Here is a 19,964-nt window from a genome sequence, read left to right as displayed (position 1 = left end):
GTGCAGGGGCTGCTCAGGCCGCTGGGCGCTCCCTGAGAGGCACACTATCCTGCCCCGGAATGACGAAATGGCCGCCCTTTCTCTACCAGGAGCAGGTCTACGACCTCAGCCACCTCGACGGCTTCACCTGCGAATACGTCAAACCTGCCCAGGACGGCAAACCCGCCGTCACGTACCGGGTGTTCGTGCATTTCGGCCATCACTGCTTCACGGAGAAGAAAAAGCCTGGAGACGACCCCACGCTAGAGTACCGGCACGTCACCAACCGTGACTACCGCAGCTTCGACACCCTGCGCTACGAGCTGTCGCGGCAACTGCCCGCCCTGGTCCGGGACCTGATGGGCAGGAAATGCTTTCACACCGGACACGGCAACTACTTCACCATCGAGGTCACGTCGCGGGAGGGTGAGAAGGTGGAGTACGAGGTGTACTTCAAACCCTACAAGGAGCAGGGCAGCAGGCAGCTCAGGCTGATCGTGGAGAGTGCTTTTCCACGAGACGCGGACAAGCTGGAAAACCGGCCCAAGACGAAGCCGGTCAAGTTCGAGTTCCTGCTCTACAACACCCAGATGAACAGACCGGTCAAGGTGCAAAGGTAAAAGCGACGGCACACCTGAGGTGTGCCGTCGCTTTTGAAGTTGAACTGGAACTGATCCTCTTGGTTATCCCACTCTCGGGTAGGGACCCTCTCGGGCGGTGCCAGAGCGCACGGTCATCCCGTGTTCAGCGCATACCCTGACAGCGTCATCATAGCCAAAACCGGGCACAGGGTCAATGCCCGGCGGGTGTCACCCCCTCGCTGTTCGGGAGAGGATGTTTTCTCCTGGCTCCCGGAAGCGGAGGAAGTGGTTTCGCATTTCTGCTGTTCGATGGGGCTCAGCCTGCCTACCTCCTGACGTCACGAGGGGAGCCGCTTAAGCTGGAGCATGGCGAAGTTCATCAAGCTGGAGGACGGCAGCGACGTGAATGCCATCCACCGGATTCACCTGGAGAAGCACACCGACCCCAGGTTCTGGAAGCTGAACGCCCAGTTTTCCAAACCGAAGGGCGGCGCCAAGTGGTCCTACCTGGCCGGGGAGTTCGGCAGCCTGAAGGAGGCGGTCAGGAAATTCGGCAAGTAGCGGTTGGGGCCAGTGGCGGCGCGCGCGAGGGTGGGGCGCTGGCCCTCATCCTGAACAGGCTGAGAGGAGCGGCGCCCACCCCGGATCAGGAGACGGGCGCTGGGCCCACCCGGCTCACTGCCGCCCCGCGCGCAGTTTGCGCAGCTCCAGCCCCACCGGGATCAGGCTCAGGACGACGGCCACGCCGACCACCAGCAGAATGTAGCGGTCGAGGTGCGGGATCAGGCCGCCCAGCCAGTAGCCCAGCAGCGGCACGCTGGTCGCCCACAGCAGCCCGCCCGCGATGTTGTAGGCCAGGAACCGGGCGTAGGGCATCTGCCCTACGCCGGCGAACGTCGGCGCCACGGTGCGCACCACCGGCACGAAGCGGGCCAGGATCAGCGAGAAGCCCCCGTAGCGCTCGAAGAACGCCTGGGTGCGCGCCACGTACTCGGGGCGAAACAGGCGGCTGTCGGGGCGGCTGAAGACCGCCGGGCCGAAGCGGCGCCCGATGAAGTACCCGGTGCTGTCCCCGATGATCGCGCCCAGGGCCACCGCGAGCATCACGCCCGCCAGGTGCAGGCTGCCCTGCTGGGCGAGGATGCCCGCCGTGATCAGCAGGCTGTCGCCCGGCAGGAAAAAGCCGATCAGCAGCCCGCTCTCGGCGAAGACGATGGCGAAGATGCCGAGGTACGAGGCGCTGAGCAGGAGCTGGGGAAGGTCGACCATGCCCCCACCCTAGAGAGCCGAGGTAAAGAACGCGTATACCGAGGGGGGGAGTGGCTCAGGCCACTCCCCCTCCGATGGTTCCTCAGCCTGCCCGCAACACCTCGGTCACCCTCCGGTTGGAGGCGGCCCGCGCCAGCCGCAGGGCGGCCAGGGTACTCAGCGCGGCGGCGGCCAGCAGGCCCACCAGGTAGGGCCAGGGCAGCACCATCACCTCTGGCGGCGGGTCGAAGACGCCCTGGAGCAGCTTGATCAGCGTCTGCGCGACGCCCAGGCCGATCACACCTCCCAGCACCCCGCCGAGTCCCACGACGACCAGCGCCTCGCCCGACAGGAACGCGCCGAGCTGCCGCTGGTTGGCGCCCAGGGCCCCCAGCACCGTGAAGGTGCGGCGGCGCTCGGCGAGCCCGAGGGCCAGCACCAGCCCGGTCGATCCGGCGAGCAGCAGGGCCGCGAACGCCAGCTCGATGCGCGACAGGCCCGCGAGGTTGACCGCTGTGAGGCCCGACGCGATCCGGCTGCGCACCGTAGCGAGGTCGGTGACCGTCACGCCGGGGAGGTCCTGGGTCGCCCGGCGCGCGGCGTCCACCACCGCCTGCGGGGAGCCGCTCACCTTGAGGAGCGCCACCTCGGCCACCGGGTTCCCGGTCGTCCGGGCCAGGTAGCTCGCGTTGGCGACCAGGAAGGAGTCCTTGGGGGCGGTGGGGAACTCGCGCACCACGCCGACGAAGGTGAAGGGGACGATCCCGTACTGGTGGGTGCGGGCGTTCAGCAGCCGCAGGTTCAGCCGGTCGCCGAGCGAGAGCTGGTAGTCGTTGACCGTCTCCTGCGAGACGAACAGGGCGTCGGGGCGGCCCTGGAGCTTCGCCAGCGCCCCCTGCGCCGTCGTGCCCTTGAAGTAGGTGTTCGACAGGCGGCTGACATCGGTGAAGTGCGCGGCGTCGATGCCGTAGATGTCCTGGAGGTCCGCGCCCACGTAGGCGAAGCGGTGGATCAGCGGCTGGGTGCCCGCCACGCCCGGCAGGGCCCCCAGGGCGGCGAGGCGCGGTCCGGCCGGGCCGTTCGCGGTGCCCGTGACCGTCACGTCCGCCCCGTTGGTGAGCACGGCGTCCACCCGCGCCTGGTCGTTGTAGGTCGCGTTGAAGATCGAGGTGGAGACCGCGAACGCCGTGGCGAGCGCGACGAGCGCCGCCCCGCGCGTCAGGAGCGAGCGTTGCCGCCCCAACGCGGCCGCGACGGTCCCCGCCAGGGTTCCGGCCACGGGCCGCAGCAGCCGGGTCAGGGCGCCCCGGCGCAGCAGCAGGCCCAGCAGCCGCATCGCCAGCAGGGTGCCACCCAGCCACAGGGCCAGCGGCGCGACAAAAGCCTCGATCTGGATGCTCGCCTGGGTGACGCCCTCCGGCGCGAGCACGAGCTGGTATCCTCCGGCGGCGCTGCGCCAGAACATCACCCCGGCGACGACGAGCAGCAGCAGGTCGAGGTACAGGCGCTGCCACAGCGGCGTGCCCGCCCGGCCCACGACCTGCCGCTGAGCGGCGACCGTGGACGACCGGACCGCGCCCAGGGTGGGCAGCAGCACGGCCAGCAGCGAGAGGAGCAGCCCCGCCAGGACGGGCAGCGCGAGCAGGGGGACGCTCACCGCCGTGCCCGGCGTGACCAGGGGCGAGAGCAGCACGTAGGCCACGACGCCCAGCACGGTGCCGACGCCCGCCACCAGCAGGGCCTCCGCCGCCCCCAGCCGCAGGATGGTGCGGTCGCCCGCTCCCCGGACGCGCAGCAGGGCCGCCTCGGTCCGGCGCTGCCCGGCGCTCGCCCCCGCGACGCTCAGGGTCAGCGCCCCGGCGAGCAGCGCCCCCGGCAGCCCCAGGAACAGGAACAGCGCCTGGGCGTACAGGGCGTCCCCGCGCGCGCCGTCGAGCTTGGCCGCGAGGTTGTTGCCGACCACCGCCCCGCCCGAGAGCCGTGCCTCGACGTTGTTGGCGAGCGTCCCGGCGAGTGCGAAGGCCCGGCCCGGATCGTTGGGGAGGGCGGTGCCCAGCCGGACGTGGAGCTGCTCGCGCACCGTGTCGGGCCGCGTGGTCTTCTGCGGGGCGAACAGGGCGTCCCACTGGGCGCGCGGGAGCAGCACCACGTTGTCCGGCGGCGCCTGGGGCGCGAGGCCCTTCGGCGCCCCGACCGCCTGGAACAGCGAGTCGGCCTGCGGCAGGTCGACGATCCCGGCGACCCGCAGCCCCACCGGGGCGGCCCCGTAGCGCCCGATGTTCACCGTGTCGCCCACGGCGGCGTGCAGGTTGGCCGCCGTCTGCTGCGACAGCACCACGCCGTCCGGCGAGCCGATCAGGGGGCGCAGCTCGGTGGGGAAGGCGGCGCGGTAGCCCACCGGCAATCCCAGCACCTTGCCCGCCCCGGTGGTCTGGACGGTGCCGCCCGTGTTGGCCGTGAAGCCGGGCACGTCCGCATAGCCGACGGCCTGGAGGGTCCGGACCGGGGTGGCGGCGCGGATGGCGGCCTCGGCCTGGGCGCGCCCCGTGTTCTGCCCCAGCAGCACCTGCCAGTCCACCGGGACCGACTGGATGGCCCGGCGGGTCATGTTGGCCGTCCCCGCCGCGATGAACGAGAGCAGGAAGGCCAGGAAGGCGACGGTCAGGGCGATGCCCAGCGCGCTGCCCCACAGGCGCAGGGGACGGCGCGCGATCAAACCGCGGAGCCACAGACTGATCATGAGGGTCCCTCCTTGGTGGCCCGGCTCAGGAATTGACCGCCGTCCATGCGCCAGATGGTGTCGAGGCGCCGGGCGACGGCCTCGTCGTGGGTCGCCATCACCAGCGCCGCGCCGGGATCGAGGGCGCCCAGCAGCACGTCCATCAGGTGCCCGGCAGTCACGGAGTCGAGCTGCCCGGTCGGCTCGTCGGCCAGGATCAGGCGGGGACGGGTGACGAGCGCCCGCGCGACCGCGACCCGCTGGGCCTGTCCGCCCGAGAGTTCTTCTGGAAGCTGATCGGCGAGCGGCAGCAACTCCAGGGTGTCCAGGGCCCGCCTCGCCTCCTCGGTGGCCGTCTGCGGCGCAGCTCCCGTGAGGAGCAGCGGGAGCGCCACGTTCTCCAGCGCGGTCAGGGGCGGCATCAGGCTCTGGGCCTGGAAGACGAAGGACACCTTGCCGGGCCGCAGGCTGCCTGCCTCACCCAGCGCGGGCCAGCTCACCGTCCCCGTGGTCGGTGTGTCCAGGCCACCCAGCAGGTGCAGCAGGGTGCTCTTGCCGCTGCCGGACGGGCCCAGCAGCGCGATCCGGTCGCCGGGGCGCACCTGGAGCGTCGTCTCCCGCAGGGCGGTGACCTCCTGCCCGCCCACGGTGAAGGTCCGGCCCACCCCGTGCGCCTCGGCCAGCGGAGTGGCCGCCGCGTCCACCGGCCGGGGCGACGCCGCGCCTGAGGGAACGGGCCCGGGGGTCAGCTGCTGGGGTGAAACTTCCACCATCCTGGATTCACGCATCCTGCCACCTCCCGTCTTTCAGCCGCAGCACGCGGCCCGCCCGGGCGGCCAGCCGGGGGCTGTGGGTGGCGATGACGGCGCAGCGTCCGCCGTGCCCCTCCCCCCGCACGAACGCCTCAATCACGCCGATCACCCGTTCCTCGGTCGCCGCGTCCACCTCGGCGGTCGGCTCGTCGGCGAGCAGCGCGGCGGGGCGGTGGGCCAGGGCCGCCGCGAGCGAGGCGCGCGCGACCTCCCCCCCGGAGAGCTGCGCCGGAAAGGAGCGCCGCCGGTGGTCCAGCCCGAGCTGCCCCAGCAACTCCAGCGCGCGGGCCTCGCCCGGCTGCCCCAGCAACCGCCCCGTCAGGGTCACGTTGTCGAGCACGTTGAGGTGCGCGAGCAGGTTCCCGCCCTGCAACATCACGCCCAGGTGCCGGGCCCGCACCCCCGCCCGTTGCGCCTCGGGCCGCCGGGTCAGGCGCTCGCCCGCCACCGTCACCGCGCCGCCGTCCGGGTCGTCCAGGCCCGCCAGGCAGGCGAGCAGGGTGCTCTTGCCGCTGCCGGAGGCGCCCAGCAAGGCGACCAGTTCTCCCGGCGCCACGTCCAGGCTGACCCCGCGCAGGGCGCGCACCTCCTCGTCCGCCACGTGGTAGAAGCGGTACAGGTCCACGGCCTCCAGGATGGACACGGCCCTCACCTCCACGCGAACGAACGCGCGACCCGGTTCCAGGCGTCCACGTTGTCCGCCCCCCTGGGGGCACTCATCCGCAGGACGACCTCGCGCCCGTTCTTGGTGAGCACGTACAGGTCGTTGTCGAGCGCGGCGCGCCGTCCCGTGACCGCGTTCGGGGCGGAGGTGGAGGTAAAGCGAGCCAGCACGGCGTTCCCGGCGGGCAACGGCGCCGCCTTGACCAGGGTGACCTTCACGCTGGGGTCCGTCCGGGCCAGCGCGGCGAGGTCGCCCGCCCGGACCGCCGCGACACTCGGAGTCCCCGTCGCTTTCCGGGCCGTCACCTCGACGGTGCCGTACTTGGAGGTGAAGCTCACCGCCGGACCCTGGTCACGGCGCGCCCAGCCCTCGGGGACTTCCAGGCTGTAGCCGCCCGGCGCGTTGGTATACCGCACGAACGCCTGCGAGTCGGGGATGTCGCCCACCGGGTGGGTTTCGGGGGCCACCTGCGTCTGCGCGAGGGCGCCGGAGACCAGGATGAGAAGGGCGAACGTCGCTGCGGGCCGCACCAGACCTTGGTTCTTGTTCATGCCCCGACCGTAGGCCCGCCCGGTATAAAGGCGGTATAGGAACCTCAGCGCGTGAACAGGTCGGTCATGGGCGTCGCCCGCGCGGCCTCGCGCAGCGGGGGCAGCCCCCAGGCGTCCTCCAGGGTCCGCAGCAGGCTGTAGTGGTTGGAGGGCCGGTTCGACCGCACCCCGCGCGGGCCGCCACTCGTCACCACGACCGTCGCCACGTTGCCCCCACCCCCGGCCCGGTCTCCGCCGCCCCCCTCGTCGAAGGTGATCACCAGGGCGGCGTGGTCCTTCCAGGCGGGGGAGGCCATGATCTTCGCGGCCCACTCGCGCACGAAGGCGTCCCCGGCCCGCTCCAGCCCGGAGCCACGCCAGCAGGTCAGCGCCCCGTGCAGGTCGTGGCACAGGTCGGGCACGATCAGCGCGAAGGTGGGGACGGTCCCGGAACGCAGGTCGGCGTCCAGCTCCTCCAGGGGGACCACCCTCCGGGCGCGGGCCGGGTTCCCGGCAATCTCGGAGGAGAGCATCAGGGGGTTGTGCTTCTTGGCGTAGGTGCCCGCCGAAGGGCCGTCCCACCCGGGGCCGGGCAACCCCTGCATGTACCCCTTCCAGGTCTTCCCCGCGTGCTCCAGTTGCAGGGCGAGGTTGTCCCCGGGGAAACGCTGGCGGGGGTCGTCGCTGCGGCTGCCGAGGGTGCTGCCGAAGAGCAGGGCCACGTAGTTGGGCAGGCTGGGGTGGGCGACCCCTGTGTAGTTCGTGGCGAGACCGTACTCCCGCGCGAGCGCGTTCAGGGTCGGCAGGTTGGGGTTGCCCAGCACGTCCCCCGCCGAGGTGTTTTCCAGCACCAGCACGAACACGTGCGAGAAGGGCGGCAGGCTTTTAGGTTGGGCCACCGCTGTGCTTAGCAGCACGGGGCACACCCACCACAGGCGGCGAGCCCGTCGCACGACGGATGCTCCCACCGGAACCACGCCGCGTGGGCTGAAGCCTCCCTGTTCGTCCACGAGATCGGCCGGTGATGGATGGGACACCGCCGTAGAAACCTCCGCAGCGAGAGCAACTTCAGGGCGAGGAAATACGTCGAACATGTGGGACCTCCTGGGGTGGACTGTGGGTGCGGCGGGAGGAGAACGGCGGGTCAGGCCGGAAAACGCAGGCTGACCTCAAAGGCGCCTTCCTCCCAGCGGGGCAGGAGTTCGGCATTCCAGCGCCGGGCGAGGGCGGCCACCAGCGGCAGGCCCAGCCCGCTTCCGGCGGTTTCCTGGGTGCCCGAGCCGCGCTCGAAAGGTTCCAGCAGCCGGGTCCACTGGGCCTGGTCCGGCCCGGGGCCCGCGCTGCGCACCGTGACCTCACGTTCCCGGACCCGCACCAGGACGCCACCCGTGCCGTACTTGAGCGCGTTCTCGATCAGGTTGGCGAGGGCGCGTCCCACCCCCTCCTCCTCGGCCTGCACCCAGCTTTCGTTGAGGTCGAGCTGCACCGGCCGGCCCGCCGGGCGCGCCACCTCGTCGAGCGCGTCCACCGCCGCCGCGGCGCTGCCCGCCAGTTCCACCCGTTCCAGATGCACCGGGGCGTCGGTGCGGGCCAGGGCGAGCAGGCCCTCCGAGAGGGTGATCAGCGCGTCCACCCGGCCCTGCATCCCGCTCAGGGCACGCTGGTAGTCGGCGGCCTCACGCGGGCGCTCCAGGGTGAGGTCGAGGCGGCCCTTGAGCACGGTCAGCGGCGTGCGCAACTCGTGGGCGGCGATGCGGGCGAAGCTCTTCTCGCGCTCGATGGTGACCTCGAGCTGGTCGAGCATCGCGTTCACGGTGGAGGTCAGCCGGGCCATCTCGTCGTGGCCGGGCGCGGCGGGCACCCGCTCCTGGTAATTGCCGCGCCGGGCGATGCCCTCGGCGGTGCGGGCCACCGCGTCCACCGGGCGCAGGGCCCGGTCGGCCAGGACATACCCCGCCCCGCAGGCCACGATGACCATCAGCACACTGCCGGCGCTGAGGATACGGGCCAGGGTTTCCAGCAACTCCACCAGGGTATCGCTGGGCCGGGAGACCCGCAGGAACAGCCCGCCGTCCACGGGCAGGGTCAGCACCCGGTGCTCTGCCGTCGAGAGAAAGCCCACGCGCAGGGGGATGGCCTGGTCGTGCTCCTCCTGACCCGCGCGGGCCAGCGGCCTCCCCGTGGGCGAGAGCAGTTCGATGGCCAGGTCGCCGGTCGGTCTCAGCTCCGACGAGAAGGTCCAGCGGCCGTTCTGGTCCTCGATGCTGCCCTGCGCCACGCTGGCCGTCTCCCGCAAGGTGGTGTCGAGCGAACCCGTCAGGCTGTCCCGGGCCAGGAAGTACACCAGCACGGCCCCGAGCAGGATGGTCACCGCGAAGACCAGCGCGTAGCCCAGCGTGAGCTTGACCCGCAGGCTCCAGTCCCGGGGTCTCCAGCCCACCCGCCGGCCGCCCCCCCGGGTCACATCGCCTCACCCCGGCCCAGCCGGTACCCGGTGCCCCGGATGGTGTCGATCAGGACGTCGGTGGTCTTGCGGCGGATGGTGCTGACGTACACGTCGATCACCTTGGGCTCCACGGCCCCCCCATCACCCCCCCACAGGCGCTCGATGATCTCGTCGCGCGAAAAGGCCCGGCCCGGGTTCAGGACCAGCAGTTCCAGCAGCGCGAACTCCCGGCGGGTCAGCTCGGCACGGACGCCCGTAGCGTAGAGTTCCCGGCCCCCCAGGTCCATCACCCAGCCCCCCGGCAGGGTGACCGTGTTCTGGGCGTTGCCGCTCGCCCGCCGCAGCAGGGCCCGCACCCGCGCCCGCAGTTCCTTGAACGCGAACGGCTTGACCAGGTAGTCGTCCCCGCCCGCCTCCAGCCCCTCCACCCGGTCCTCGACGGTGCCCCGGGCGGTGAGGTACAAGATGGGGGTGTTCAGGCCGCCCTCCCTGAGCTGCCGCCCCAGTCGGTACCCGGCGTCGATGCCCTCGGGGAGCATCACGTCCAGGATCAGCAGGCCGTAGGGAAACAGCCGGGCGAGTTCGCGGCCCTCGGCGGCGCTCGCGGCCCGGTCGCACTCGTAGCCCTCCTCGGTCAGGCCGTCGCTCAGCAGTTCGGCGATATGGGGGTCGTCCTCGACGATCAGGAGTCTCATGCGGTGCTCTCCTTCCCGTGCTCCGGCGCGAAAGGCCGCAGCACACCGTACACGCCCAGCACCCAGGCCGCGCCGGTCAGCCAGCCGCACAGCACGTCGGTGGGATAATGCACGCCCAGGTACAGCCGTGAGAAGCCCACCAGCCCACTGAAGGCCACGCCGAGCCCCAGGACCAGCCAGCGGTAGGGCGTGCGCCAGGCGAGCAGGATCAGGGCGGTGACGAAGGCGGCGCTGTACATGCTGTGCCCGCTGGGAAAGCTGGCGTCGTGTTCCTGCACCAGGCGGGGCCACAACTCGGGGCGGGAACGGTGCATCAGCAGCTTCATCGCCACGTTCAGTCCGGCGGCGCCCGCCACGCCCAGCCCCCAGAAGGCGGCCAGCCGGTGCCCCCTGAGCCACAACACGACCAGGATCACGGCGCTGATCGGGGCGATGACGGTCACGCCGCCGACGGTGGTGAAGAAGAGCGCCACCTGATTGAGCAGCGGGGTGGCGTGGCTGTGCAGCGCGAGCAGGAAGGGTGTCTCCCAGGCGAAGCTCTGCCCCTCGAGGAGGTCCTCGGCCACGAGCCCCACGACCAGCAGGGGCAGCAGGATGCCGAGAAACAGGCGCAGCAGGGCCACCGGTCGGACCCGGTGGCGATGGGACAGCAGGGTGCTCATACCCGCAGCTTGCCCGAGGAAGGTAAAGACGCGGTATACCGTCGGGCGAGAGGACGACGGGCACCCTGGGAAGGTGCCCGTCGTGGTGAGGTGGGTCAGGTGGTGGCCGGGTCAGCGTTCAGCCACCGGGCGCGGGAACTCAGTTGGTGCCGCTCTCGCCCGTCTCGGGGCCCTCCTGTCCACCCGTCTCCTGGTCGGTGCCCTGGTCCTGACCGGCGGCCTCCTGGCGCAGGACCTGGCCGTTCCCGGCGTCCACCGCCACCTCGGTCTGGCCGATCACCACGGCGTACACCAGGCTGCCGTCCTGGTCTTCGAGCTTCACGCTGGTGACCGTGCCGGGCACGGCGGCCTGAGCGGCCTGCTGGGCCTGAGTGGGCGTGATCTTCGCCAGCGAACGGTACTGGGCCTCTTCCTGCGCGTCCGGCACCTCCGTGCCCTGCGGGTCGTCGGGAAGCTGGATGCTGCCCCGCACGGCGCCGCCCTGGTCATCGTTGGTTTCCGCGTCCTGACTCGCCTGACCGCCCTGGGCCACCTGGGCGGAGGGGGCCTTCCCCTGGGCGAAGGCGTGCCCGGCGAGTGGGAGGCCGACGGCGGTCAGGGCGGTGAGGGTGAGCAGGACGGTCTTGACATTCTTGCGCATGGTGTTCTCCTTGTCCGCAGATTCCTTCTGCGTGCCCGGAGCGTAGGAGCGGCCGGTAAAAAGGCCGTATAAGACGGTAAAGTCCGCGTATAACGCTGGCGCGCATCAGGAAGGGTGCGGGGTGTTCCGGGGCGTCCCCATCCCTGTGGTTGGTAGGGAAAGGGGTTCTGTGGCGGGTCTGGTGTGGGGCGCCCGGCCGGGGCGGGAACGTGACGTTCGGGCGGCAGGCTGGCAGCGCCCGGCAGGAGGGGGAGGCGCCGAGGGCCGGGGCGTGGCGGTTCCAGGAGGAGGTGACTCAGTGGAATCGCCGGTGACCGCCGCCCGGGGAGCATGACGCGCGACGGTTACGCATCTGATGGCTGCCTTGCCTCTCCTGCCGGGCGGTCTCGCCAGCTTCACTGGCGGCCCCCTGCCCGACCGCAGGCGCCTATACGGCCCTTTTACGTCTCCGGCAGATCATGGCCGCATGATCACCCTGACGCCCGAGTCGCTTCCCGCCCGGCCAGACCTTCCTGCCGGACGGCCACCCGCACAGCCCCGTGCGCACGCCGCCAGGCTGCGTCGCGTCCGGTTCACCTCGACCGACGAGCGGGCCACCCGGAACGCGGCGGACCGGTACGGCGTCGATGCCACTCTGATTGCCGCCGTCCTGGCCGACGAGCAGGTGCGCCTCGACGGGTACGATCACCTCCAGCAGATCTTGCTGCGCCTGACCGTCTCGCTGCCGGAGCGCCCGGCGGCGGCCCTCCGGCGGCTGGCCGGGTGGCTGGCGGGCCGACCCGTCGAGACCTTCAGCCTGGGCCGCGCCCAGATGAAGGTGGGCACCCTGCGCCGCCTCGGTGCGCTGGGCTATCTGGAGGTGCCGCCCGACCTGCCAGCGCAGCTTCGGCTGCTGCTCGACCCCCTCGCAGCCCCGCACCTGGTCGCCGCCTGCCTGAGGGCCACGGCGGACCACTGGGCGGGGGCAGGGGTGCCCATCGCGCACCGCCCGGAGATCCTCGCCACGCTGTACAGCCTCGGGTTCACCGGGCGACGGGGCGTCCACGTCCATCCCCAGGCCAGCGAGCGTGGCCGCCTGATCGCCGAACACGCGACCTGGCTGAGGACCCGGGCGTCCTGGCCGGGAAGTACCACGGCGACCGGGCAACCTGCCCAGGTGGCTGTCGGCAGCGGGGTCGGCAGGATCGCAGGACATGGCCGTGGACGCTTTCCCGCCTGAACCCGTCCGGCCCGGGGTCGGGTTTCGGGGAGGCTCTCGCCGCCAGCCGGGTTCGAGGCCCTGGGGGAGGTTCCGAGCGACGGCACGTGGAACCCCTGCGGAACGTGTCTGCACGAGCCCAGAAGGCTGGCGCGTGACCCTGCACCTGGCCCTGAAGCGGCGGCAGGAATCACACCGGCCCAGGACTCTTCACGGGCGGTGGCGGTCTCCTCCGCAGGGCGCCGAACCGCCGGGACAGGTGGCCCAGCCCCCGAACACGGCGTGCCAGCGGCGCGAGGACACTCCAGCTCGCCCCCAGTGCCTACCGCAGCGCTCCCGCCGCCACCAGGGCCAGGATGACGGCACCGAAGACGACGCGGTACACGGCGAAGCTCCGGAAATCGTGGCGGGACACGTACCTCAGCAGCCACGACACCGCCAGCAGCGCCGTCACGAACGACACGGCGGTGCCGACGAGGAGGGCCGGCGCGCCGCCCTCGATCTGTCCCAGCGTGTGCCGGGCCTTGTACAGGCTGTACAGCCCCGCCGCGCCCAGCACCGGGATGCCCATGAAAAACGAGAAGGCGGTCGCCGTCACCCGGTCCAGGCCGCTCAGCAGCCCGCCCACGATGCTCGCGCCGCTCCGCGACACGCCGGGAATCACCGCCACGGCCTGGGCGAGGCCGATGGTCAGCGCCTGCCGGGGCGTGACGCCGTAGAGATCGGGCTCCGGGGTGTGCTGCGGGTCCACGACCGACACCGTCGTCGGCTGAGCCCGGCGCGCCTCAACCACCCAGAGGATGACACCGCCGACGATCAGGCTGAGCGCCACGGTGGTCGGCGAGAACAGCACGGCTTTGATGGCGTTCTCGAACAGCAACCCCACCACGGCGGCGGGCAGCGAGGCGATCACCAGGTTGAGCCAGAAGCGTCGGGCCTGGGGTTGACCCCTCAGGAGCGCACCGAGCTTGTCCAGCAGTTCGCGCAGGTAAAACCACACCACCGCCAGGATGGCCCCGAGCTGGATCACGATGGTAAAGGTCTCGCCCACGTCGCGGTAGCCGATTAGGCGCTCGGCGACGATTAGGTGCCCGGTCGAGGAGACCGGCAGGAACTCCGTCAGGCCCTCGACCACCCCGAGGAACACGGCGCTCACCAGGGGATTCACACCCGGACCACAGGACAGGGACGAGGAACGGGGGCCGTCACGAGACAGGTCATGCCGGGGACAGTACCCGGAGGGGGTAAAGGACTGGTATACCGCGCTGGCGAGGTCCCCCAACCCCCCTCCCCCGGCCAGGCAGTCACCGGAGAGGACACTTGGTGCGGGGAGGCCCCGTTCAGCGGTAGTTGCCGGTGTGTCCCAGAGAATAGCGCCCGGGCTGGGGGAAGTAGGTCAGGCCGTGCGGGCCGCGCCCAACCTGAATCTCCTTGAGCACCCGGCCGGTCCGCGTGTCGAACACGTAGACCACGTCGCTGTACCGCCCCGAGAGCCAGAGTTGCTTCCCGTCCGCCGAGACGCTGCCCATGTCGGGGCTGCCGCCCCCCGGGACGCTCCAGCGCGCGATCAGGTGCCGGGAGGCGAAGTCGAGCACGGACACGGTGCCCTCGCCGCGGTTGGAGATAAAGAGGCGCGTGCCGTCCCGGCTGGGGTACAGGCCGTGCGTGCCCCTGCCGCTGGGGATAAAGGCGACCTTGCGGGGGGTGTCGCCCGAGCCGTCAATCACACGCAGCCCGTTCGCCATCATGTCCGCCACGTAGTACACCGAACCGTCGGGCGAGATTTTCACGTCCTGCGGCATCCCGCCCGCGTGCATGACGCCGGTGACGCGGCGGGCCAGAAGGTCCACCTTGATCAGGTCGCCGCTGAACTCGCAGGCCGCGAGCAGGTGCTGTCCGTCGGGGCTGAAGTCCAGGTGGTTCACGCCCTTGCACGGCACCTTGATTTCGTACTGGGGCTGCATGGTCCGCGCCGACAGGAAGATCAGCTTCGCCTCGTTCTCGGCCACCACCAGGGTGGAGCGGCCATCCGGGGTGAAGTAGAGGTTGTAGGGATCGGGAACCGGGACTGGCTGGCCCGGGAGGCCCGTCCGGGGGTTGATGGGCGTCAACGCCTGCCGCCCCTGATCGCTGGCGACCCACAGCGTCCGCAGGTCGTGCGACGGCACCACGTGCTGCGGCTCCTCGTCCACCGGGAAGGTGCGGATGACCCGGAAGGAGGCGGGGTCGATCACGCTGACGGTGTTGTCCTTGCCGTTGGGAACGTAGACGCGGGCGGGAATACCCTTGACCGCGGGGCTGAACATCCCCACCCGGGTGTGGGCGTAGAGGTTCAGCCCGTGGGCGGCGCCGGCGGTCAGGGCCGCGACCAGGGCGGCGGCGCAGGCGAGCCTCACGGGTTCACCCGCGTCACGTGCGCCTTGGCCTCCAGAATCCTGTGCCGCTTGATGGCCGCGTGAACCTGTTGCAGCGGGGTCCCGGCGGGCAGGTTCAGGCTGGGGACGTCGAGAGCGTACAGGTCGACGTACAGGTCGTGCTTGCCCTTTCCGCACGGCGCGGTGTAGCTGAGTTGCCCGGCCTCGTTGCGGGTCACCCTGCCGCCGCCCGGTGCTGGCCGGGCCGCTGCCCCTGGGGCCGCCCCTGGGGCCAGTCGGGCCGTGCCGAGCGGGAGGTCGAAGACGCTCCAGCGACCGCTCAATCCACCCGGGCGCTCGTCCCAGAAGATGACCGCCAGGCTCTTCGTCCCCGCCGGGGGTGTGCCCAGCCGCAGGTCCGGTGTGACCCTGGCCCCGCAGACGAGGGCGGGGTCGGTCGCCGAGAGCGAGACGGTCCACCCGGCGGCCCGGGCCCCCGAAAGCAGCGTGAGGGTTCCCAGCACACCGGCGACGTTGATGGGCGGACCGGGTCTCATGTTCCGGAGCTTGACGCCCCGGGGTAAAGCCCGGGTATAGCCGGGGCGTCGTGCGGGGATTCTGCCGTGCCGGAGAGCCGTCCCCCGGCCCGCCCGATGCGCGGGTGAGTTCGGGAGCGATAAGCGACATCCTCCCACAGCCGGGGTGGGGTCTAACGTCCTCAAGAAAACGCCCGTCACCGGCGGGGCGACGGGCGAGGTGGACGGTCCGGGCGCATTCAGTTGGTGTTCATCGCCCGCCAGACCGCGCGGTCACCGCTGGACACGTTCAGGGTGTAATCCACCACCCTCCAGTCGTTCTGGAAGCTCAGTGCGTAGGGGCGGCCAGCCTGCACGTCCACGCCGGTCGAGGCCAGCACGGTTCCCGCGTAGCTCGACTTGACCGTGACCTGATGCCGGCCGGGCCTCAGGTGCAACCGGCCCGGCTGGTCCGTGGCGAGCATCTGACGATCCACCAGCGTGCCGTCCACGTAGACGTCCACCGCTCCAGGACGGCCGGTGCCGTCGATGAGCATGAAGTTGGCGCTTCCGCTTCCCGTCCCCGGGGCCTGCGGGGTGACCGGCCCGGCCCCCACGGTGCCCACGGCGGCGGTCAGGATCAGGGCGGCGGGGATGAAGACGTGTCTCATAGGGTCCTCCTGGGCGACCACGGGTCCTGCTTCCCAGGAGCGGCCACCTGCCTGGAGGGTGAGCCCCCCGGGTAAAGACGACGTATAGGCCGCCCCCTTCCGTTCGTCCCGCTCGGCCACCCCGGCGAGGCTTCGGGGGCCGACTCTCCTCGGTCGCCGGGCCAGGCGCTCTATACCAGCCCTTTACTTCCCAGACCTAAGGTGCCCCCCAGCGGTTCCCTCGAGGCAAAGAACCCGAACCGCTCCCGGAGGTCCCTATGAACCGTTCCACGAGCTTCGCCCTGCTGGCCGCCCTCACCGTGACGGGTCTCGCCGGCGCCCAGAGCCAGGTGGCAGGCAAGACCGCCGCACCCACCGCCCAGGTGGCCAAGGGGATGACCATGACGGGTTCTTCCTGCGCCAAGGTACTCAAGGCCAGGGTCAACCTGAACAGGGCGAGCCAGGCAGACCTCCAGTGCCTCAAGGGCGTGTCCGCCACCACAGCGAGGGACATCATCGCCAACCGGCCCTTCAAGGACAGTGGCGACTTCTCCCGGAAGATCGAGGTGATCGGCCGCAAGCTGTGGAACGACAACAGGGCCAACCTCACCTTCTGAATCCCTGGGGCGCCCGGAGGACCACTCCCTCCGGCGCCCCTTCCGTTCGTGAACACGACCCCACCCGCTGACAACATGAGGCAGACATGGACTCGACCCTGACCACCGAACCCCTCAGCCCAGGCCGGACCCTCTGGAGCAAAGTTCCCGAGGTCACGGCGTTTTTCTGGATCGTCAAGGTGATGGCCACGACGGTCGGCGAGACGGCGGCGGACTACCTGAACCGCAACCTGCACCTCGGCCTCACCGGCACGACGCTGCTGATGAGCGTCCTGCTGGCGCTGGCCCTGATCGCCCAGTTCCGCACGAAACGTTACGTCCCCGGCGTCTACTGGTTGAGCATTGTGTTGATCAGCGTGGTCGGCACCCTGATCACCGACAACCTCACGGACAACTTCGGGGTCAGCCTGTGGACCAGCACCGGGGTCTTCAGCGTGGCCCTGATCGCGACCTTCGCCCTGTGGTATCGCCGTGAGGGCACCCTCTCGATCCACAGCATCTTCACCCCAAGGCGGGAGGCGTACTACTGGCTGGCCATTCTCTTCACCTTCGCGCTGGGCACGGCGGCGGGGGACCTGATGGCCGAACGGTTGCAGCTCGGCTACCTGCCCTCGGCACTGATCTTTGCGGGCGTGATCGCCGCCGTGGCGCTCGCCCACGTGTACGCCGGGCTGAACGGCATCCTGGCCTTCTGGCTCGCCTACATCGTGACCCGGCCGCTGGGCGCGTCCATCGGGGACTACCTCTCGCAGGGCCGGGACGTGGGCGGCCTGGGGCTGGGCAGCACGGCCCTCAACGCCATCTTCCTGGCCTCGATCCTGGCGGTGGTCGCCTACCTCACGGTCTCGCGCCGCGACCAGGTCCGGGTCACGGAGGCGGCCTGAGACAGCGCAGGATTCTCTGGCGGCCCCCACGAATGAGGTGGGGGCCGCCAGGGGCTGGGGAGGCACGGTCACCGGGAGCGCCGGGCTGGGCTCAGCACGCCCGACTGGACGCGGCCTGGCCGGAGGATCACCACGCCACCACCGGAAGGGTCAGCGGAGCGGGAACACGACCCGGGTCGCGCCAGGGCCAGGAGGCGCGCGCCTCTCCCCGGCGGCGGTCCTCCCAGCGGCACCGGAGGACAGGCCAGGTGCACCTGCCCCCGGAGTTGCGTCCCCGGCCATGAGGTGGAGCAGCAGGGGAAGGGTTCCCCCGCCGTCACGCCCGAACGCCCGAGTCCCCGGCGCCCTCTCGTGGAACTTGGCTGCCCGTCGACGTGCCTCAACATTCCCGGTGTCGTGAAAGGAGCGGCGTGTCCAAGCATCTGCTGATCGTGGAAGACGATGGAGCCGACCTGGAACTGGCGCGCCTGGCGCTGGAGGCGAGTGAGGTGCAGTGCGACCTGAGCGTGGCCCGCGACGGGCAGGAGGCGCTGGACCTGCTGCGGGGCGCGGGCGTGCTGCCCGACCTGGTGCTGCTGGACCTGAACACGCCGCGCGTCAGCGGGCACGAGGTGCTGGCGGCCGTCAAGGGTGACGCCACACTCCAGCATGTGCCCGTGGTGGTGTTCACCACCTCGGACGAGGCGCGGGACCGGACGAGGGCGAACTCGGCGGGGGCCGACGGGTACGTCCTCAAACCGCAACACTTCGAGGAGCTGATCGCCGCCCTGAACGAGCTCGGCCAGCGCTGGCTCACACCCCTGCGCCCGGCCTGAGGCGGCAGGCTTCCTTCTGTCCCCGGATGAGGTTGGTGCGTCAGCTCCGCCTGCCCGGGCACCGCCTCACCGGGATAGGATCGGCCAGGCTCTCCCCACTCCCGCCAGCGCGCCGGTTTGCGGCGGTTTCAGCAGGGCCCGCGTCCTGGGCTGCCCTTCCAGACCTTCGGGGTCTCCCCTGCCCGCCTCATGACAGGACACGGGGCCGTGCGGCGCTGTTGGGGCTGGGAGCCAGACAGGAGAAGGCCACCTGCCCCAGTTCACTTGAACGTGAATGTGCCGTCCCGGCCATCTCACTGAGGCTGAATGGTGTGGAGCGCGCAACTCCGCAGCTTCTCAGAACCTTCAACAGGCTTCCCGCCCTGGTCATGCACGTTTGGTCCGCACGCGCCCACCCTCAATCAACACCGTACCGGGACCAGCGTCGCGGGCGCCACGCGGTCCACAGCGCAAAGCGCTTTGCCCTGTCGGATTGCCGTACGGTCTCTCCGAGATGCGGCCCAGACGGCACAAAACCGCCCCCACGCTCAGACTAGGACCACCACGTCGTTCTCCACATCCACCCGCGTGACGAACTCCCCAGCGAAGTTCGAGACTGTGCGGGTGTACGCGTACGTGTGGAGGTCAGCCGCTGTCCAACGGGCCTGGGCCTGCTCCAGTTCCGCCTTGAGGCGGGTCCAGTCCGGCCGCTGATAGGAGGAAATGCAGGGGTTCCTGTACGGCCACTCGGTGGGCAGGGAACCGCAGGCGCTCAGGAGACCCATGAGGAGGAGCGGCACGACGTAAGCCGGTCTCCCGGCCGATCTTGGTCGAAAGTGACCATCCTGCAAGGCCACCAGCCAACCCCTTCCGGTGGCAGGCGCGAAAGTCAGCAGGAAATCAGCGGGAGGTTGGATAGCGTGAAGCTGAACTGGCTCCGCTCCAGTCTCGTCTTTGCCAGTTCACGGAGGTGGCATGAACCGTCGACTGTTCCTGGTAGCCCTGCTCGCCGTATCCGGCGCACTCGCCCAGACGGGCCCCGTTCCCTCCCCGGCCGATCTCGCCCGGGAGCGGGAGTTGACCCGGCGCGCCCTGAGCGATGATTTCGGCCCTATCGACGTGGCGGCCCGGCTCCTGGTCGGCCAGCTGCCGCCCCAACCCCTGGGGCCACTGCCGAATGTTCCTTCCGGCCGTTTGCTGGGCAGTCTGATCCGGACCAGCAACACCTCTGACTTTCCCAACTCCCAGAGCGTCTACTTCGACAGCTCCGCCTCCCCCGCGCAGGTGCAGGCGGCCCTGCGAACCTCGCTCCGGGCGCTGGGTTGGACGCCCTTCCCGGGGGGGCTCAGTCCTTCCTTCGCGGGGGGCTTCCAGGCCGCAGAGAACCCCGAGGCGGTGTGGTTCTACCGTCTGGAGCAGCAGCTCAGGTTCAACGCCCAGATCCGGCGCGCGGGCACGGTCACCCGGGTCACCCTGAACGTGAGCCAGGACCGGAACCTGCGAGAACAGCTTCAGTTTCAGGAGAGGCGGGGCAGCGAGTACCAGACCAACCTTCCGGCGCTGCGCCCGCCGGGCGGCACGACCGTGCAGCCGAGCGGCACGGGCGGCGGCGGTGGAAGCTGGACCAGTTCCGCTTCCATCCAGTCGTCCTTGAGCGCCGCGCAACTCCTCGACGCCTACGGGACGCAACTCCAGGCCGCGGGGTGGACGCCGCTGGCAAGGAACACGGCGGGCAAGACCGTCACGAGCCTCTGGCGCTTTACTGATCAGGACAAGAACGATGTGACGGGGGTGCTGACCCTGCGGGAGGACGCCCCGGGGCGGTACTCGGCGCAACTCGCCAGCCTGGCCTTCAGGAACTGATGGTGCCCTCCACAGCAGGGTGGGTCTGACGGGCGCCTGAGCCGAAGGGCCAGCGGCCAGCGGAGGTCTCGAACCCTGCACCCTTCGGGGGAAGCCAGCCTGGCGGATGAGCC

The 19,964-nt window shown here is 70.7% G+C and carries 22 protein-coding genes; 7 read left to right on the top strand and 15 right to left on the bottom strand.

Annotation, left to right across the window (positions count from 1 at the left end):
- Positions 1-59 precede the first annotated feature (59 nt).
- Both IC605_RS15575 and IC605_RS15570 read left to right on the top strand, forming a co-directional pair.
- On the top strand, positions 60-599 hold the full coding sequence (locus IC605_RS15575) for a hypothetical protein (RefSeq protein ID WP_216326145.1): 540 nt from the start codon (positions 60-62) through the stop codon (positions 597-599).
- A 327-nt stretch (positions 600-926) separates the two neighbouring features.
- On the top strand, positions 927-1,121 hold the full coding sequence (locus IC605_RS15570) for a hypothetical protein (RefSeq protein WP_216326142.1): 195 nt from the start codon (positions 927-929) through the stop codon (positions 1,119-1,121).
- Positions 1,122-1,235: 114 nt separating this feature from the next.
- Here the strand turns inward: IC605_RS15570 and IC605_RS15565 are convergent, their stop codons facing one another.
- The 10 genes from IC605_RS15565 to IC605_RS15520 all read right to left on the bottom strand — a co-directional run bounded on the left by IC605_RS15565 (position 1,236) and on the right by IC605_RS15520 (position 10,976).
- Positions 1,236-1,829, bottom strand: a complete 594-nt coding sequence (locus IC605_RS15565; protein WP_216326139.1) for a DedA family protein — start codon at positions 1,827-1,829, stop codon at positions 1,236-1,238.
- Positions 1,830-1,911: 82 nt separating this feature from the next.
- Positions 1,912-4,548, bottom strand: a complete 2,637-nt coding sequence (locus tag IC605_RS15560; RefSeq protein ID WP_216326136.1) for an FtsX-like permease family protein — start codon at positions 4,546-4,548, stop codon at positions 1,912-1,914.
- Positions 4,545-5,315: an ABC transporter ATP-binding protein gene (locus tag IC605_RS15555; protein ID WP_246580912.1), complete on the bottom strand. Its 771-nt coding sequence runs from the start codon at positions 5,313-5,315 to the stop codon at positions 4,545-4,547. Before IC605_RS15555 ends, IC605_RS15560 begins: the two co-directional genes overlap by 4 nt.
- Complete coding sequence (locus IC605_RS15550) at positions 5,308-5,982, bottom strand: ABC transporter ATP-binding protein (protein ID WP_343216633.1); 675 nt, start codon at positions 5,980-5,982, stop codon at positions 5,308-5,310. The genes IC605_RS15555 and IC605_RS15550 overlap by 8 nt, the downstream gene beginning before the upstream one ends.
- Before the next feature lie 5 nt (positions 5,983-5,987).
- Entirely contained in the window at positions 5,988-6,554 is a 567-nt protein-coding gene (locus tag IC605_RS15545; protein WP_216326129.1) for a hypothetical protein, read from the bottom strand.
- A gap of 44 nt (positions 6,555-6,598) precedes the next feature.
- Entirely contained in the window at positions 6,599-7,486 is an 888-nt protein-coding gene (locus tag IC605_RS15540; protein ID WP_216326126.1) for an alkaline phosphatase family protein, read from the bottom strand.
- A 191-nt stretch (positions 7,487-7,677) separates the two neighbouring features.
- Positions 7,678-8,997 (bottom strand): sensor histidine kinase, encoded by a 1,320-nt coding sequence (locus tag IC605_RS15535; RefSeq protein WP_343216632.1) that lies wholly within the window; start codon positions 8,995-8,997, stop codon positions 7,678-7,680.
- Positions 8,994-9,674, bottom strand: coding sequence for a response regulator transcription factor (locus IC605_RS15530; RefSeq protein WP_216326123.1), 681 nt, complete (start codon positions 9,672-9,674; stop codon positions 8,994-8,996). Before IC605_RS15530 ends, IC605_RS15535 begins: the two co-directional genes overlap by 4 nt.
- A complete protein-coding gene (locus IC605_RS25150; RefSeq protein ID WP_281416317.1) occupies positions 9,671-10,336 on the bottom strand; it encodes a phosphatase PAP2 family protein in 666 nt (221 codons plus the stop codon). Before IC605_RS25150 ends, IC605_RS15530 begins: the two co-directional genes overlap by 4 nt.
- A 139-nt stretch (positions 10,337-10,475) precedes the next feature.
- Entirely contained in the window at positions 10,476-10,976 is a 501-nt protein-coding gene (locus IC605_RS15520) for a PepSY domain-containing protein (RefSeq protein ID WP_216326120.1), read from the bottom strand.
- A 466-nt stretch (positions 10,977-11,442) separates the two neighbouring features.
- Between IC605_RS15520 and IC605_RS15515 the strand changes: the two genes are divergently transcribed.
- On the top strand, positions 11,443-12,195 hold the full coding sequence (locus tag IC605_RS15515) for a hypothetical protein (protein WP_216326117.1): 753 nt from the start codon (positions 11,443-11,445) through the stop codon (positions 12,193-12,195).
- A gap of 301 nt (positions 12,196-12,496) precedes the next feature.
- Here IC605_RS15515 and IC605_RS15510 read toward each other — a convergent pair whose 3' ends face one another.
- The 4 genes from IC605_RS15510 to IC605_RS15495 all read right to left on the bottom strand — a co-directional run bounded on the left by IC605_RS15510 (position 12,497) and on the right by IC605_RS15495 (position 15,714).
- The gene (locus IC605_RS15510; RefSeq protein WP_216326114.1) at positions 12,497-13,342 is read right to left on the bottom strand and encodes an undecaprenyl-diphosphate phosphatase; all 846 of its coding nucleotides are present in this window, start codon (positions 13,340-13,342) and stop codon (positions 12,497-12,499) included.
- 172 nt (positions 13,343-13,514) lie between these two features.
- Complete coding sequence (locus IC605_RS15505) at positions 13,515-14,570, bottom strand: YncE family protein (RefSeq protein ID WP_216326111.1); 1,056 nt, start codon at positions 14,568-14,570, stop codon at positions 13,515-13,517.
- Positions 14,567-15,085 (bottom strand): hypothetical protein, encoded by a 519-nt coding sequence (locus tag IC605_RS15500; protein ID WP_216326108.1) that lies wholly within the window; start codon positions 15,083-15,085, stop codon positions 14,567-14,569. Before IC605_RS15500 ends, IC605_RS15505 begins: the two co-directional genes overlap by 4 nt.
- Before the next feature lie 218 nt (positions 15,086-15,303).
- Positions 15,304-15,714: a DUF4397 domain-containing protein gene (locus IC605_RS15495; protein ID WP_216326105.1), complete on the bottom strand. Its 411-nt coding sequence runs from the start codon at positions 15,712-15,714 to the stop codon at positions 15,304-15,306.
- 257 nt (positions 15,715-15,971) lie between these two features.
- Here IC605_RS15495 and IC605_RS15490 point away from each other — a divergent pair, with 257 nt between their 5' ends.
- The 3 genes from IC605_RS15490 (at position 15,972) to IC605_RS15480 (ending at position 18,009) form a co-directional block, all read left to right on the top strand.
- Positions 15,972-16,310, top strand: a complete 339-nt coding sequence (locus IC605_RS15490; protein ID WP_216326102.1) for a ComEA family DNA-binding protein — start codon at positions 15,972-15,974, stop codon at positions 16,308-16,310.
- 86 nt (positions 16,311-16,396) lie between these two features.
- Entirely contained in the window at positions 16,397-17,194 is a 798-nt protein-coding gene (locus tag IC605_RS15485; protein ID WP_216326099.1) for a COG4705 family protein, read from the top strand.
- 410 nt (positions 17,195-17,604) lie between these two features.
- The gene (locus IC605_RS15480) at positions 17,605-18,009 is read left to right on the top strand and encodes a response regulator (protein WP_216326096.1); all 405 of its coding nucleotides are present in this window, start codon (positions 17,605-17,607) and stop codon (positions 18,007-18,009) included.
- 527 nt (positions 18,010-18,536) lie between these two features.
- On the opposite strand, the gene IC605_RS15475 is transcribed toward IC605_RS15480, so the two are convergent.
- A complete protein-coding gene (locus IC605_RS15475; protein ID WP_216326093.1) occupies positions 18,537-18,788 on the bottom strand; it encodes a hypothetical protein in 252 nt (83 codons plus the stop codon).
- Between the two features lie 175 nt (positions 18,789-18,963).
- On the opposite strand from IC605_RS15475, the gene IC605_RS15470 reads away from it, so the two are divergent.
- Positions 18,964-19,851, top strand: coding sequence for a hypothetical protein (locus IC605_RS15470; protein ID WP_216326090.1), 888 nt, complete (start codon positions 18,964-18,966; stop codon positions 19,849-19,851).
- Positions 19,852-19,964 lie beyond the last annotated feature (113 nt).

Origin of the sequence: Deinococcus aestuarii, assembly GCF_018863415.1 — a bacterium.
GTDB lineage: Bacteria > Deinococcota > Deinococci > Deinococcales > Deinococcaceae > Deinococcus > Deinococcus aestuarii.
This window is presented reverse-complemented; position numbering and strand designations above follow the sequence as displayed.

Excerpts from the sequence above, each read along its gene's own strand:
- IC605_RS15575 (WP_216326145.1), top strand. The coding sequence starts at position 60 with ATGACGAAATGGCCGCCCTTTCTCTACCAGGAGCAGGTCTACGACCTC.
- IC605_RS15570 (WP_216326142.1), top strand. The coding sequence starts at position 927 with ATGGCGAAGTTCATCAAGCTGGAGGACGGCAGCGACGTGAATGCCATC.
- IC605_RS15565 (WP_216326139.1), bottom strand. The coding sequence starts at position 1,829 with ATGGTCGACCTTCCCCAGCTCCTGCTCAGCGCCTCGTACCTCGGCATC.
- IC605_RS15560 (WP_216326136.1), bottom strand. The coding sequence starts at position 4,548 with ATGATCAGTCTGTGGCTCCGCGGTTTGATCGCGCGCCGTCCCCTGCGC.
- IC605_RS15555 (WP_246580912.1), bottom strand. The coding sequence starts at position 5,315 with ATGCGTGAATCCAGGATGGTGGAAGTTTCACCCCAGCAGCTGACCCCC.
- IC605_RS15545 (WP_216326129.1), bottom strand. The coding sequence starts at position 6,554 with ATGAACAAGAACCAAGGTCTGGTGCGGCCCGCAGCGACGTTCGCCCTT.
- IC605_RS15530 (WP_216326123.1), bottom strand. The coding sequence starts at position 9,674 with ATGAGACTCCTGATCGTCGAGGACGACCCCCATATCGCCGAACTGCTG.
- IC605_RS25150 (WP_281416317.1), bottom strand. The coding sequence starts at position 10,336 with ATGAGCACCCTGCTGTCCCATCGCCACCGGGTCCGACCGGTGGCCCTG.
- IC605_RS15520 (WP_216326120.1), bottom strand. The coding sequence starts at position 10,976 with ATGCGCAAGAATGTCAAGACCGTCCTGCTCACCCTCACCGCCCTGACC.
- IC605_RS15515 (WP_216326117.1), top strand. The coding sequence starts at position 11,443 with ATGATCACCCTGACGCCCGAGTCGCTTCCCGCCCGGCCAGACCTTCCT.
- IC605_RS15500 (WP_216326108.1), bottom strand. The coding sequence starts at position 15,085 with ATGAGACCCGGTCCGCCCATCAACGTCGCCGGTGTGCTGGGAACCCTC.
- IC605_RS15495 (WP_216326105.1), bottom strand. The coding sequence starts at position 15,714 with ATGAGACACGTCTTCATCCCCGCCGCCCTGATCCTGACCGCCGCCGTG.
- IC605_RS15490 (WP_216326102.1), top strand. The coding sequence starts at position 15,972 with ATGAACCGTTCCACGAGCTTCGCCCTGCTGGCCGCCCTCACCGTGACG.
- IC605_RS15485 (WP_216326099.1), top strand. The coding sequence starts at position 16,397 with ATGGACTCGACCCTGACCACCGAACCCCTCAGCCCAGGCCGGACCCTC.
- IC605_RS15470 (WP_216326090.1), top strand. The coding sequence starts at position 18,964 with ATGAACCGTCGACTGTTCCTGGTAGCCCTGCTCGCCGTATCCGGCGCA.